This window comes from Kitasatospora sp. NPDC059795 (genome assembly GCF_042732175.1).
Lineage (GTDB): Bacteria > Actinomycetota > Actinomycetes > Streptomycetales > Streptomycetaceae > Kitasatospora.
The window spans coordinates 406,533-420,033 of record NZ_JBHWID010000004.1 but is presented as its reverse complement, the minus strand read 5'-3'; the positions used below and the strand labels follow the sequence as shown (position 1 = coordinate 420,033).

General features: G+C 74.1%; 13 protein-coding genes. 5 read left to right on the top strand and 8 right to left on the bottom strand.

From position 1 onward, the window contains the following. The first annotated feature begins 1 nt into the window (after position 1). Together ACFV4P_RS11455 and ACFV4P_RS11450 are read left to right on the top strand one after the other, a co-directional pair. Positions 2–1,321 (top strand): DUF58 domain-containing protein, encoded by a 1,320-nt coding sequence (locus tag ACFV4P_RS11455; RefSeq protein WP_380469781.1) that lies wholly within the window; start codon positions 2–4, stop codon positions 1,319–1,321. Then, entirely contained in the window at positions 1,318–3,732 is a 2,415-nt protein-coding gene (locus ACFV4P_RS11450; RefSeq protein WP_380469779.1) for a transglutaminaseTgpA domain-containing protein, read from the top strand. Before ACFV4P_RS11455 ends, ACFV4P_RS11450 begins: the two co-directional genes overlap by 4 nt. A gap of 127 nt (positions 3,733–3,859) precedes the next feature. Here the strand turns inward: ACFV4P_RS11450 and ACFV4P_RS11445 are convergent, their stop codons facing one another. The 3 genes from ACFV4P_RS11445 to ACFV4P_RS11435 all read right to left on the bottom strand — a co-directional run bounded on the left by ACFV4P_RS11445 (position 3,860) and on the right by ACFV4P_RS11435 (position 5,813). Next, the gene (locus tag ACFV4P_RS11445) at positions 3,860–4,243 is read right to left on the bottom strand and encodes a DUF3040 domain-containing protein (protein ID WP_073811809.1); all 384 of its coding nucleotides are present in this window, start codon (positions 4,241–4,243) and stop codon (positions 3,860–3,862) included. A gap of 239 nt (positions 4,244–4,482) precedes the next feature. Next, a complete protein-coding gene (locus ACFV4P_RS11440) occupies positions 4,483–5,235 on the bottom strand; it encodes a methyltransferase domain-containing protein (RefSeq protein WP_380469777.1) in 753 nt (250 codons plus the stop codon). 92 nt (positions 5,236–5,327) lie between these two features. Continuing rightward, a complete protein-coding gene (locus tag ACFV4P_RS11435) occupies positions 5,328–5,813 on the bottom strand; it encodes an SAV_6107 family HEPN domain-containing protein (protein WP_380469774.1) in 486 nt (161 codons plus the stop codon). 445 nt (positions 5,814–6,258) lie between these two features. Here ACFV4P_RS11435 and ACFV4P_RS11430 point away from each other — a divergent pair, with 445 nt between their 5' ends. Both ACFV4P_RS11430 and ACFV4P_RS11425 read left to right on the top strand, forming a co-directional pair. Further along, positions 6,259–6,858 (top strand): DUF4126 domain-containing protein, encoded by a 600-nt coding sequence (locus ACFV4P_RS11430; protein ID WP_380469772.1) that lies wholly within the window; start codon positions 6,259–6,261, stop codon positions 6,856–6,858. A gap of 22 nt (positions 6,859–6,880) precedes the next feature. Further along, a complete protein-coding gene (locus ACFV4P_RS11425; protein ID WP_380469770.1) occupies positions 6,881–8,272 on the top strand; it encodes a phytoene desaturase family protein in 1,392 nt (463 codons plus the stop codon). Positions 8,273–8,282: 10 nt separating this feature from the next. Here the strand turns inward: ACFV4P_RS11425 and ACFV4P_RS11420 are convergent, their stop codons facing one another. Further along, positions 8,283–9,026, bottom strand: a complete 744-nt coding sequence (locus tag ACFV4P_RS11420) for a hypothetical protein (RefSeq protein WP_380469768.1) — start codon at positions 9,024–9,026, stop codon at positions 8,283–8,285. Positions 9,027–9,558: 532 nt separating this feature from the next. Continuing rightward, the gene (metF, locus tag ACFV4P_RS11415) at positions 9,559–10,473 is read right to left on the bottom strand and encodes a methylenetetrahydrofolate reductase [NAD(P)H] (protein ID WP_380469766.1); all 915 of its coding nucleotides are present in this window, start codon (positions 10,471–10,473) and stop codon (positions 9,559–9,561) included. Positions 10,474–10,643: 170 nt separating this feature from the next. On the opposite strand from metF, the gene ACFV4P_RS11410 reads away from it, so the two are divergent. Then, positions 10,644–11,750, top strand: a complete 1,107-nt coding sequence (locus tag ACFV4P_RS11410; RefSeq protein ID WP_073811820.1) for a polyprenyl synthetase family protein — start codon at positions 10,644–10,646, stop codon at positions 11,748–11,750. Here the strand turns inward: ACFV4P_RS11410 and ACFV4P_RS11405 are convergent. The 3 genes from ACFV4P_RS11405 to ACFV4P_RS11395 form a co-directional block, all read right to left on the bottom strand. Further along, positions 11,683–12,381, bottom strand: a complete 699-nt coding sequence (locus ACFV4P_RS11405; protein ID WP_380469764.1) for a VanZ family protein — start codon at positions 12,379–12,381, stop codon at positions 11,683–11,685. The two genes, ACFV4P_RS11410 and ACFV4P_RS11405, sit on opposite strands and share 68 nt — an antisense overlap. Before the next feature lie 112 nt (positions 12,382–12,493). Further along, entirely contained in the window at positions 12,494–13,129 is a 636-nt protein-coding gene (gene thiE / locus ACFV4P_RS11400) for a thiamine phosphate synthase (RefSeq protein WP_380469762.1), read from the bottom strand. After that, positions 13,126–13,491, bottom strand: coding sequence for an Rv2175c family DNA-binding protein (locus ACFV4P_RS11395; protein WP_380469760.1), 366 nt, complete (start codon positions 13,489–13,491; stop codon positions 13,126–13,128). The genes thiE and ACFV4P_RS11395 overlap by 4 nt, the downstream gene beginning before the upstream one ends. Positions 13,492–13,501: the final 10 nt, after the last annotated feature.

Below are 13,501 nucleotides of genomic sequence, written 5' to 3'. Positions count from 1 at the left end.
GGTGGCGGGCCCCGCCCGGCCCTCCGGGCTGCGCGCCGCCCTGCAGGGGCTCACCACCCGGGGGCGTTCCTTCCTGGCCGCCGGCCTGACCGCCGCGCTCTGCGCGTACCTGTTCGGCCAGAGCTCGCTGGTCCAGGTCGGCGTGCTGCTGGCGGTGCTGCCGCTGGCCTCCGCACTGCTGCTGGTCCGCACCCGCTACCGGGTCGCCTCCGGCCGCCGGCTCAGCCCGCAGCGCGCCGCGGCCGGCCAGGAAGCCCGGGTGCACCTGCGGCTGGACAACGTCTCCCGGGTGCCCACCGGCCTGCTGCTGCTGGAGGACAGGGTCCCGTACGTACTGGGGCCGCGTCCGCGCTTCGTGCTGGACCGGGTCGAGCCGCGCGGCTTCCGCGAGGTCTCCTACCGGGTCCGCTCCGACCTGCGCGGCCGCTACCCGCTCGGCCCGCTGCAGCTGCGGCTGTCCGACCCCTTCGGGATGTGCGAGCTGACCCGCTCGTTCAGCGCCGCCGACGTGCTCACCGTCGTGCCGCAGGTCCAGAGCCTGCCGCCGGTGCGGCTGCCCGGCGAGTCCGCCGGGCAGGGCGAGTCCAACGCGCACGCGCTGGCGCTGGCCGGCGACGACGACGTGATCCCGCGCGAGTACCGGCACGGCGACGACCTGCGCCGGGTGCACTGGAAGTCCACCGCCCGCTACGGCGAGCTGATGGTCCGCCGCGAGGAGCAGCCGCTCCGGGCCCGCGCCACCGTGCTGCTGGACACCCGGGAGACGGCGCACCGCGGCTCCGGCCCGGCGTCCTCGTTCGAGTGGGCGGTGTCCGCCGCCGCCTCGATCTCCGTCGACCTGGTGCAGCGCGGCTACCAGACCCGGCTGCTCACCGACACCGGCCGCGCGCACCCGCAGCACGGCAGCACCAACACCACCAACGCCGAGACCGTCGGCGTCCTGCTGGACGCCCTCGCCGTGGTCGAGCACTCCGACGGCGGCGGCCTGGCCCGCGCCGAGGAGGTGCTGCGCCTGGGCGGCGAGGGCCTGCTGGTGGCGATCGTCGGCGACCTCGACGACGAGCAGCTCGAACGCCTCACCAGACTGCGCCGCCGGACCGGCGGCGCGGTCGCCCTGCTGCTGGACACCGGCACTTGGGCGGGCCTGCGGCACCTCTTCCCGGACGCCGCCGACGACCAGGCCGACTCCGCGGTCGGCCGACTGCGCGAGGCCGGCTGGACCGTCCTCCCGGTGCGGGCCGGCGACTCGCTGCCCGCCCTGTGGCGGGCCGCCGACCGCACCCAGAACTCCGTTCCCTACCGAGACGAGGTCGGCGCGTGACCACCCGGGCCAAGTTGACGCTCTGCGCGGCCCTGGCGACCGCCCTGGCGGCGCTGTCCCTGTCCCCGCTGTTCAAGGACTCCTTCGCGCTGTCCCCGCACGGCCTGCTGATGATCGCCGCCGCGGCCGCAGCCGGCGCGGGCCTGCGCGCCCTGCCGCTGCCCCGCCCGCTGGTGCTGCCGCTCCAGCTGCTCGTGGTGCTGTACGTCCTGATGCTGACCACCGTGCAGTCCTCGATGTACCTCGGCGTGCTGCCCGGCCCGGGCGCGCTGGACGCGGTCTCCTCGCTGCTGGCCGAGGGCGGCAACGACATCCAGGAGTACGCGATCCCGGCGCCGACCACCGACGGCCTGGGGCTGATCGTGGTCGGCTCGGTCTCGCTGGTCGCCGTCCTGGTCGACGCCCTCGCGGTCACCTACCGCCGGGCCGCCGCCGCGGGCCTGCCGCTGCTCGCCCTGTACTCGGTGGGCTGCGGCCTGGCCGGCTCGCCGGGCGGCATGTGGCTGTGGTTCCTGTTCGCCGCGGCCGGCTACCTGGGCCTGCTGTACACCGAGGGCCAGGACCGCCTCACCCGCTGGGGCCGGGTCTTCCACGGCACCGGCCGCTCCGCCGTCGCGCTGTCCAACGGCGGCCGCCGGGTCGGCCTGATCGCGCTGGCCACCGCCGTCGTGCTGCCCGCCGTGCTGTCCACCCTGCTGCCCTCGACCGGCTCCGGCCTGTTCGGCGGCTTCGGCGGCAGCGGCGGCGGGACGGGCTCCGGCGCGGGCGACGAACGCTCGCTCAACCTGGTCGTCGCGCTCACCGCCAACCTGCGCGCCAACGACGACACCGAACTGCTGCGCTTCTCCACCAACGCCACCGACGTCGACCAGCTCTACCTGCGGGTCGCCGCGCTCAGCGAGTTCGACGGCTCGGAGTGGAAGGTCGGCCAGCAGTCCTCCGAGTCGCTGCCCACCACGCTGCCCCTCCCCGAGGGCATGGCCGCCGGCGGCAACTCGGTCCAGACCAACATCAAGCTCTCCGAGAAGCTCGGCACCACCTGGCTGCCGATGCCGTACCCGGTCTCCTGGGTCGAGATGCCCTCCACCGCGAACTGGCGCTTCGACCGGACCAACCGCACCGTCAACGCCGTCAACGGCGAGAAGACCAACGGGCTCTCGTACGCCGTCGGCTCGTTCACCGTCAACGCCGACGCCGCGCAGCTGCGGGCGGCCGACCCCGCGCCGGAGGACATCGCCAGGCGCTACCTGGCCCTGCCGAACAACCTGCCCGCCGTCGTCGGCGACACCGCCCGGAAGATCACCCAGGGCGCCAGCAACCCGTACGACCAGGCCGTCGCCCTCCAGCAGTACTTCACCAAGGGCGACTTCACCTACAACACCAAGATCGAACCGCGCACCGGGCCGGACGCCATCGCCAAGTTCCTCCAGGACAAGGAGGGCTTCTGCGTGCACTTCGCCGCCACCATGGCCGCGATGTCCCGCTCGCTCGGCATCCCGTCCCGGGTCGCCATCGGCTTCACCCCCGGCACCGGCGACTCCTCCAACCGCATCGTGCGGAGCTCCAACTACCACGCGTGGCCCGAGCTGTACTTCTCCGGCCTCGGCTGGATGCGCTTCGAGCCCACCCCCAACCGGGGCGCCGTCCCGCTGTACACCGTCCCGCAGGCCGCGAAGTCGGCCCAACCCAGCACCCAGCCGAGCGCCTCGTCCTCCGCCGAGCAGCCCACCGCCGGGCCGTCCTCCTCCAGCGCCTGCGGCACCTCGCCGAAGCACCGCCCCGAGGACTGCGCCGACGAGGCCGCGATCATCCAGCACCGGAGCACCGTCACCCCGTGGTGGCAGACCTGGCCCGCGATGCTCGTCGCCGCCGGACTCGTCCTGCTGCTCGCCCTGTTGGCCACCCCCATGCTGCTGCGCAACCGCCTGCGCCGACGCCGCCTCGGCGTCGGCCGGCACGGGCCCGACGCGGCAGGCCCCCGGCTCACCGACGAACAGGTGCTCGCCGCCTGGGCCGAACTCGTCGACTCCGCCTGGGACCTGGGCCTGCCCCCGGACGAGGCACGCACCCCCCGGAACGCCGCCCGCCGGCTCGCCGAGGACGCCCACCTCGCCCCCGCCGCCGCCGAGGCCGCCGGCCGGGTCGCCCTCGCCACCGAACGCGTCATGTACGCCCGCGAGTCCGACCCGCCCGCCCGGCTCGGCACCGACGTCCGCACCGCCCGCGAGGGCCTGCTCCTCCAGGCCACCCGCGGCCGCCGCCTGCGCGCCCTGCTCCTCCCCGCCTCCACCGTCCGCTTCTGGTGGCGCACCCAGGACCGCATCACGGCCCTCCGGGAACGCACGGCCGACCGCTCCGCCAAGCTCCGCGAGGCAGTCACCAGGCCATTCCGCCGGACCCCGAAGGACTAGCCCTTCTCGTCCCCGCGCCCCGACCGGGGCGCGGGGACCCGCGCGAGGCGGAGGGCCGCACACAGAAAATCCGCCCGAGGAGGGAAGTCCCTCCTCGGGCGGATCTCATAGTGTCCGGTGCGCTCGTCTACAGCCCGCTCTGCTCATCGCGGCGCCGCTGCCAGCGCTGTTCCATTCGGTCCACGACACCGGTCTTCCGGCGAGGCGCTGACGCCTGCCGTGGACCGTGTCCGGCCGGGCCTGGGCCTCGTCGCCACGCGGTGACCGCGAGGACCGCACAACCCAGCATCACCAGGAACCCGACCACGCTGACCCAGATGACCTGCGCGACCAGGCCGCCCATGAGCAGCGCGACACCTGCGACGAACCCCGCCGCGGCCAGGTAGACCCGCCGACGGGTATGGGTGCGCAGGCCGGTTCCCTCAAGCGCTGACGCGAACTTGGGATCTTCGGCGTACAGCGCTCGCTCCATTTGCTCGAGCAGTCGCTGCTCGTGCTCCGAGAGCGGCACGGAGTCCTCCTACTCGTCGGTCGCGGGGCGACCGGTCCGCCACCCCTGGCTCGGGCCTGTGTGGTCCATATGCCCCACCGGTCTGGCCGTCATGCTTACCGGCTTTACCCAGATCATACGGTCCACAGGCCCTGTTCGGCGTGGTCAATCAGGCGTGGCACGGGCCACCACGTGTGGGACCCGCACCTCTGCAACGAGCGGACCCCCCACTTGGTGCCCCTCGCCGGGCCGGTGGCCGGTCAGACCGCTTCGGCGAGCAGGTGGAGCTGGGTGGCGACGGCGTGGAAGGCGGGCTGCTCGGCGGCGGCCAGCTCCAGCTTGAGCAGGGCGTCGAGCGCACCGGGCTCGGTGTCGACCAGGACGCCGGGGACCAGGTCGGCGAAGACCCGGATGCCGTGCACGGAGGTGACCCGCAGGCCGGCGTCGGTGGCGAGGGCGTCGAGCTGGTCGCCGGTGAAGCGGCGGGGCATCGGGTCGCCCGCGCCCCAGCGGCCGTCGGGGGCGTCCAGCGCGGTGCGGGCGTCGGTGAACTGGCCGGCCACCGCGCGGGCCAGCACGGCACCGTTGCGGTTGGCGGCGAGCAGGCTGACCAGGCCGCCCTTGTCGAGCGCGCCGACCAGGTGGCCGAGCGCCTCGGCCGGGTCGTCCACGACCTCCAGGACGCCGTGGCAGAGCACCGCGTCGACCGAGCCGGCCGGGACCAGCTCGGGCAGCGTCTGGGTGTCGCCCTGGACGGCGCGCACCAGGTCGGTGACCCCGGCCTCGGCGGCCCGCCGCTCCAGCGCGAACAGCGCGTCGGGGCTGGGGTCGACCACGGTGACGCGGTGGCCCAGCTTGGCGACCGGCACCGCGAAGTTGCCGGTGCCGCCGCCGGTGTCGACGACCTCCAGGACCGGCCGTCCGAGCTCGGCGGAGCGCCGTTCCAGCGCCGACCGCAGCACCTCCCACACCACGGCGGTACGCAGCGCACTGCGGGGACGAGTCGGATACAAGGCGGCACCCCTCTAGGCAGGTCTTCCACGGCGGGAACGCCCTTACCCTATCCGGCCGGACGGGGCGGGCCCCGTCCGGCGCGGTGCCGTGCTCAGGGATGCAGGGCCAGCATCCGTTCCACGATGCGCAGGTAGAGGGCGGTGTTGCGGATCAGGTCGTCCGCGTCGCGCTCCCCCGCGGCGCCGACGATGCCCGCCTCGGCGGCGGCACGACGGCGGGCTCCGGCCGCGAAGTAGGCGGCCCACTCGGTGAGTTCGGGAGCGACCTCGGAGAGCAGCTCCCAGGCGGGACGGATCGCGTGACGGCGGCGCGGGTTGCGTTCGGGGCGGCCTCTGACGGCGAGCACGGCGGCGGTGGCGCGCAGCGCGGCGAGGTGGGCGGTGGCGTAGCGCTCAAGCGGATCCTGCCTGCTGCGGGCGAACACCAGGGTGCGGTGGGCGTGCCGGAGCAGCTCCAACGCGGCAGGTGAGGCGGGAACCCGCCGCAGCACCGGGTGGACATCGGCTCCGCGCGCAGCGGGAAGGGTGGGTTGATCGACGGCAGGGCGGGCGACAGGCTCAGGACGACTGATGGTCATGGGTCTCCCCCGTTCACTCCGGACCTTGCCCGGGCCGGTCGGCCCGCGCATGCATCCATCGTGAACGGGGGGTCTGACAACTCCGGACCGTTCGTGACCGTCCGGTCGTCTCCCCTGGCCGTTCCCCCGGGAACGGGGCCGGGCTCCGCCGCCCCGTGTCGGCGGTGCCCGGCCCCGTCCTCGGCCGTTGGTCGCGCCCAGGGCCTGTGGTGCGGGCCATCTGTCCCCCGTCGGCCGTGGCCTGCCCCGGGCGCTCCGGGAGGCTCCGCCCGGCGGCGACCTTCCCGTTGCCGACTACTGTGCCGTCACGCCGTCACAGCGGGAACCCGCGCGAGTACTCAACCGGCGATCTGAGTACGGATACTCAGACGCCCCCGGCGGTCGGCGGGGGCGGGTACGGTGGCCGAACCCCGCCCGAGGGCCGGGCGGGCGGAGGGGGCGCGCGGTGGAAGCCATTCCGCTGATCTTCACCAGCGGCTGGGCGAGCGGGATCAACGCCTACGCGGTGGTGCTGCTACTGGGCCTGTTCGGCCGCTTCGGCGGCGCGGAGTCGGTCCCGCCGGTGCTGGAGCGCACGGACGTCCTGATCGCCGCGACGGTGCTGTTCCTGTGCGAGGCGGTCCTGGACAAGATCCCCTACGTGGACAGCGTCTGGGACGTGATCCACACCTTCGTGCGCCCGATCGCCGGCGCCACCGTCGGCGCCCTGCTCGCCGCCCACGACCCCGGCTCGCTCGGCGAGGTCGCCGCGGGCGCGGTCGGCGGCACCACGGCCCTGCTCAGCCACGGCGTCAAGGCCGGCCTGCGGATGGCCGTCAACACCTCGCCCGAGCCCGCCTCCAACATCCTCGTCAGCCTCGCCGAGGACCTCTCCGTCGCGGGCCTGGTCACCCTCGCCGTCTTCCACCCCTGGCTCGCCGCCTCGACGGCCGCGGTCCTGCTGCTGCTCGGGGGGCTGCTGGTGTGGTTCGCGGTGTCCCGCATCCGCCGGTTCTGGCTGCGCCGCAAGGAGCGCAGGCTGCGGCGCCTGGAGGCGGCGGCGTGAAGGCCGCATAAGATCTTCTGCCATGGCTCGCATCATCGTCGTCGGCGCAGGTATGGGCGGTCTCGCCGCCGCGTCCAGGCTCGGCACCCTCGGACATCGGGTGACGGTCCTGGAGGCCGCCGGGACGTACGGCGGGCAGGTCGGGGCGTACCGGCGGGACGGGTTCGGGTTCGACACCGGGCCGGGGCTGCTCGCGTTGCCGGCGGTGTACCGCGACCTCGCGCTGAAGACCGGCCGCGAGCCGCTGGAGCAGCTCGTCGGGTTGCGGCCGGTGGACCCGGAGAGTCGCCATGTGTTCGCGGACGGCACCGAGTTGGCGCTGCCGAACGCCTCGCGCGGCGGTGTCGGCCAGGCCCTGGACGCAGCGTTCGGCGCGGGCGCCGGCGAGCGGTGGAACGACATGGTCAACCGGGGCCGCACGGTCTGGGAGGCCACCCGCCGTCCGCTGCTGGAGGAGCCCCGCCCGGCCGTCGACCCGGCCGACCCGTACCCGGTGCCGCCGCGCCGCGGCCTGTCGCGACTGCTGCCGCGCGGGCGCCACACGCTGGCCGACGTCGCCGCCCGGGAGTTGGACGGCGCGCCCGGCCCGACGGCGCTGCTCGCCGAGTACGCGCTGCGGTACGGGCTGAACCCGCTGTCCGCGCCCGCCTCGGCGACCGTGCTGCCGTACATGGAGCAGTCGTTCGGCGTCTGGTACGTGGACGGCGGCATGCGGGCGCTCGCGGACGCGGTGTTCGCGCGCTGCGAGGCCCGCGGCGTGGAGTTCCGATTCGACACGCCCGTGCGGGCGTTGGAACGGGCGGACGGGCGGGTGACCGGCGTCCGCACCGACGACGGGGTGCTGACCGCCGACGCCGTGCTGTCGGCCGTCCCCGGCCTGGGCGTCGCCGAACCGGCCGAGCCCGCGCCCGGCCGGTTCACCGTGCTGCTCGCCCTGGACGGCGCCCGCCCCGCCGGCACCGCGCACCGTACCGTGCTGCACGGCGCGGACGTCGCCGCCGAGGCGCGCGCGGTGTTCACCGACCGCGTCCTGCCCGACCGCCCGACCGTCCAACTGCTGCGCCCGGACGACCCGTCGCTGGTCCCCGGCCCGGACTGCGAGGCGGCGGTGCTGACCGTCACCGTCCCGGCCGGGATCGTCCTGACGGACGCCCAACAGGACGCCTACGCCGAACAGTTGATGACCGGCCTGGCCGCCGCGGGCATCGACCTGCGGGACCGGCTGCGCTGGCGGGAGACCCGCCTGACGGCCTCCGTCCCGGCGCCCGGGCTGGCCGGCGGGCAGCTCGGGCAGGCCAACCGGCCGGACGAGCCGGGCCTGTACCTGATCGGCGCGCACGCCCACCCGGGCGGCGGGCTGGCCCGGGTCGGGATGTCCGCCTCGATCACGGCCGGGCTGATCGGCCCGGCGTGACGCCGCGTCATTACTGCTGCTGGTAGTACCAGTTGTGCTGCTGCTCGCCCGGCTGCTGCGGGATGTACGGCTGCTGCTGCTCCGGCTGGTACTGCTGCTGGTACTGCTGTTGCTGTTGCTGCGGGAACTGGTAGATCGGCTGGCCGTACTGGTCGTAGCCGATCAGTTGCGGCTGCTGCTGTTGCTGCGTGTACGGGTCCTGGTAGGGCTGCTGCTGCTGTTGCTGGTAGCCGTAGTCGGGCTGCTGGTACGGCTGTTGCTGGTACTGCTCCTGCTGCGGCTGGTAGGCGACCGGCTCGTCGGCGTAGACGCCCGCGTCGATCTCCTGGAACTCCTCGTAGGCGTACGGCTGTTCGTCCACCGGCTGGTCCTCGACCGGGCCGACCTCACCGACCTTCGGCGCGGTCTCGACGGCCACCGCCGCGACGGCCGCGCCGCCGGTGGCCGCGGCCAGCAGCGGCACCTTCGCCAGCGGTCCGGGCAGGGTGCCGTCGGCGCGGCGCAGCGACCAGCCCACGGGGCGACCGCGCTTGACCGAGAGGGTGACCATCGCCTGGCCCGCCGCGAAGGCTCCGGCGCCCACGACTATCACCGGTACGGAGGACTGGGTCATCCCCGCGACGACGCCGAGGAAACCCACCAGCGCGAGTGCCCGCCAGTGCAGCGCGGCCCGGTTCTGCAGCAGCAGTTCGGCCGCCAGCCAGACCGCGACCAGCGCCAACGCGCCATAGAGGAACAGGTGCCCGATGCCCATCCCCGCAACCTCCAGACGCCACCATCACCGCGCGGTTGCGGGCGACTGTACAGCCTCCGGGCAAACACCACCGCATCCCGCACACCCCCAACCTGCACACCTACCCCGCAGACCGCCACACCGGCCCCAACACCCCGACCGACAGCCGAATTTCTCCCCCGCCACCGAACCCCGACCCGCAGAACGACACAGCCCGACACCTCAACCACCGGCAGACTTTCCTCCCACCCAAACCCCGGCCCGCCCGCCACCGAGGCCCCGCCCGGAGGGCGACGCGACTCAGCGCCCCGGCCACCGGCAGGCGTTCCTGCCGCCCGAAACTCCGGCCCAAGGCCCGGCCCGCCCCCGCCGCCGAGGCCCGGCCCGGAGGGCGACGCGACTGAGCGCCCCGGCCACCGGCGGACGTTCCTCCCGCCCGAACCCCCTGCCCGCAGGACCGACCCGACCCACACCAGCGAAGCCCCGCCCGCAGGGCGACGCGCAGGCCCGGCGGCAACCAGCAGCCCTTTCCTCCCGCCCGCCCGGAGGGCGGTCAGCGGGTGTGCAGGCCCAGGTTCTGGTAGATCTCCAGCGTCGAGGTGCTGTGGTTGAGCGTGATGAAGTGCAGGCCCGGCGCGCCCTCCGCGAGGAGCCTCTCGGCCATGGCGGTGGCGTGCTCCAGGCCGACGGCGCGGACCTCGGCCGGGTTCTCGGCGGCGGCCTCCAGACGGCGGCGGAACTCCGGCGGGAAGTCGGAGCCCGAGAGCTGCGGGAAGCGCACCAGCTGCCGGATGTTGGTGACCGGCATGATCTCCGGGATGATCGGCGTCTCGCAGCCGGCCGCCGCGACCCGGTCGCGCAGCCGCAGGTAGTCCTCGACCTCGAAGAACATCTGGGTGATCGCGTAGTCCGCGCCGGCCCGGCACTTGGCGACGAAGTGCTTGATGTCCTCGTCCCACTCGGTGGAGCGCGGGTGCATCTGCGGGAACGCGGCGACGCCGACGCAGAAGTCGCCGATGCCCTTGATGAGTTCGACCAGCTCGGAGGCGTAGCTGACGCCTTCCGGGTGGCGGACCCACTCGCCCATCGGGTCGCCGGGCGGGTCGCCGCGGACGGCGAGCACGTTGCGGACGCCCTCGTCGGCGTACTGGCCGATGATGTTGCGCAGTTCGGCCACCGAGTGGTCCACGGCGGTGAGGTGCGCGACGGGGGTGAGGGTGGTCTCGGTGGCGATCCGCCCGACCAGGTTGACGGTGCGGCCGCGGGAGGAGCCGCCGGCGCCGTAGGTCATGCAGACGAAGTTGGGGTCGAGCGCCTCGACGCGGCGGATCGCGTCCCAGAGTTTGCGTTCGCCCTCCTCGTTGCGGGGCGGCATGAACTCGAAGGAGAAGGAGCGGTCGCCTGCCGCCAGCAGGTCGCGCACGGTCTGGGCGCGGTCGCTTCTGGTGGAGGGAATGCCGAGTGCCATGCAGGCAGGTTAGCCTTCGGCGGCGCGGCCCGGACAAACCGAGTCCAGGGGCTGAGACAGTTGTCGAGATTTCCGGCCATGCCGTTCGCAGTCCGGCCCGGCGGCGGTGGGCGGGCGCACCCGAGCCGGGGCGTTAATCTGACTGTCAGCCCATCTAACCGGAGTTCCAGGTGCCCTCCTCCACCCGTCTTCCCCGCAACCCCATCGACGCGGAAGACGTGCGCGACCGCGTCAACGCCGCGCTGAGTGCGTTCATGGCCGAACAGACCGCCCTGCTCTCCGGGATCTCCGACCAGCTCGGCCCGGTCGCCGACGCGCTGCGCGAGTTCCTGCTCGACGGCGGCAAGCGGCTGCGTCCGGCGTTCTGCTACTGGGGCTGGCGCGCGGCCGGCGGCGACGCCGACGAGCCCGGCATCGAGCGGGCCGCGGCCGCCCTGGAACTGCTGCAGGCCAGCGCCCTGGTGCACGACGACCTGATGGACCGCAGCGACACCCGCCGCGGCGTGCCGTCCGTGCACCGCCGCTTCGAGGGCATGCACCGGGCCAACGGCTGGCGCGGCGACCGCGAGCAGTACGGCGCGTCCGCGGCGGTGCTGCTCGGCGACCTGCTGCTGATCTGGTGCGACGAGCTGTTCCAGCGCTCGGGGCTGCCCGCCGCCGCGGTGTCCGCCGGCAAGCCCGCCTTCGACCTGATGCGCACCGAGGTCATGCTCGGCCAGTACCTGGACGTGCTGGAGCCGGTCTCGGGCGACTCCACCGACGCCGGCGCACTCGACCGCGCGCGCACCGTCCTGCACTACAAGTCGGCGAAGTACACCATCGAGCGCCCCCTCCAGGTCGGCGCGCTGCTGGCCGGCGCGGGCCCCGACCTGGTCGAGGCGCTCGGCAACTTCGGTCTGCCGCTGGGCGAGGCGTTCCAGCTCCGGGACGACCTGCTCGGTGTCTTCGGCGACCCTGCGGTCACCGGAAAGCCGGCCGGCGACGACCTGCGCGAGGGCAAGCGCACCCTGCTGGTCGCGCACGCGATGCGCGGCCTGTCGGAGATCGACGCCAAGCAGCTGGACGCCCGGCTCGGCGCGCCGGACCTCACCGCCGACGAGGTGGTCGAGCTGCGCGAGCTGATCTCCGCCAGCGGTGCCCCGGCGCTCGTCGAGGCCCGCATCGACCAGCTGCTCGACGAGGCGCTGGCCGCCCTGCGCACCGCCCCGATCAGCGACGGTCCGGCCCGCGAGGTGCTGCTGGCGCTGGCGGACGCGGCGACGGTGCGGAAGTACTAGAAGCAGACCACCGGCGTCGGGAGGACCACGCGGCCAGCCCGGCGCCGGCGGCGTTCAGCAGGACGTCGTCCACCGAGGAGACCCGGTCCAGCCACAGCACGTACTGGGCGGTCTCCACCAGCACCGAGCAGGCCGCGCCGAGCGCCAGCATCCGCGGCACCGAGGCGAGTGCGCGGAACCGTACCGGCGCGAAGCGGCCGAGCGCGGCGAACACCAGCAGGTTGCCGACGATCTGCACCGTCGCGGTGACCGGTGTGCCGTGGGTGAGGATCGCGTGGATGTCCCGCAGCGGCAGCAGGCTCACCCGCCGGGGCGCGACGCCCGCCCCGGGCCCGGGCAGCATGATCATCCACACCCAGGGCAGCGTCCCGTGCACCATCGCGACCTCGGCGACCGAACGCCGCCACCCGTCGGCCGTGCCGCCCCGCCGCCGCGCCAGCGCCCACACCACCGCCGCGGACAGCGGCAGCGCGGCCAGCGACCAGAACACCGCACCGTTGACGGTGACCAGCCAGGGCTGCCATCCGGCACGGTGGTGCAGCGGCCGCTGCGCGACGAACGCGACGGCCGCCGCGAGAAGCAGTGCCGGACCGAACAGGGCGATCCGGCGGGCACGGGGTACGGGGTTCACGACTCCACGGAGGACGGCAGGGCCCTCCGCGGTTCCCGGACACCACCCGCCCCCGCGGATCGGCCGGCCTTCCCCTCAGCCGACCGGGCCGCGCGCAGGCTGCCCGCCAGGGCTAGCGCAGGCGCGCCGCCAGTTCGGCTGCGGCCGCGCCCGGGTCCTCCGCCGCGGTGAGCGCCCGGACGACCACGATGCGGGTGGCGCCGGCGTCCAGCACCTGGTCGAGGTTGCCCAGGTCGATGCCGCCGATGGCGAACCACGGCCGGTCCGGGTTCCGGTCGGCCGCGTGGCGGACCAGGTCGAGGCCGGGGGCGTGGCGGCCGGGCTTGGTGGGCGTGGGCCAGACCGGGCCGGTGCAGAAGTAGTCGACGCCGGGTTCGGCGATCGCCGCGTCCACCTCGCTCTCGGCGTGGCAGGAGCGTCCGATCAGCACGTCCTCGCCGAGGATCGCGCGGGCCACCCGCACCGGCAGGTCGTCCTGCCCGAGGTGCAGCACGTCGGGGCGGGCGCCGTACGCGACGTCGGCGCGGTCGTTGACGGCCAGCAGCTTGCCGTGCCGCTTCGCCGCGTCCGCGAAGACCTCCAGGAATTCGAGTTCCTGGCGGGCCTCCAGGTTCTTGTCGCGGAGCTGGACGATGTCGACGCCGCCGGCCAGCACGGCGTCCAGGAAGTCGGCCAGGTCGCCCTGTTCACGCCGGGCGTCGGTGCAGAGGTAGAGCTTCGCGTCGGCGAGTTGCCGGCGGGCCGTCACAGCGCGAGGGCCTGGGCGCGGCGCTTGACCTCGGTGCCGCGGTTCTCGCGCAGCGCCTGGATCGGGCTGCCGGGCAGCGACGGGTCCTCGGTGAACATCCACTCGAGGATCTCCTGGTCGGAGAAGCCGCAGTCGCGCAGCACCGTGAGGGTGCCGACCAGGTGCTTGACCGGGCCGTCGTCCTCGATGAAGTCGGCGGGCACCTGGAGGGAGTTGTTCTGGCCGCGGCGGACGGCCAACAGGGTGCGGTTCTTCACCATGTCCCGGACCTCGGTGATCACCACGCCCCACCGCTCGGAGATGTCGGGCAGGTACAGCCACGCAGGGACCAGGGCGTCGATCTTGGGATCAATAGTGCTCACGGCACCCAGC

Bases quoted from the DNA above. Each gene is read 5' to 3' on its own strand.
- ACFV4P_RS11435 (WP_380469774.1), bottom strand. From the start codon at position 5,813: ATGACCATCAGTCGTCCTGAGCCTGTCGCCCGCCCTGCCGTCGATCAA.
- metF (WP_380469766.1), bottom strand. From the start codon at position 10,473: ATGGCACTCGGCATTCCCTCCACCAGAAGCGACCGCGCCCAGACCGTG.
- ACFV4P_RS11420 (WP_380469768.1), bottom strand. From the start codon at position 9,026: ATGGGCATCGGGCACCTGTTCCTCTATGGCGCGTTGGCGCTGGTCGCG.
- ACFV4P_RS11425 (WP_380469770.1), top strand. From the start codon at position 6,881: ATGGCTCGCATCATCGTCGTCGGCGCAGGTATGGGCGGTCTCGCCGCC.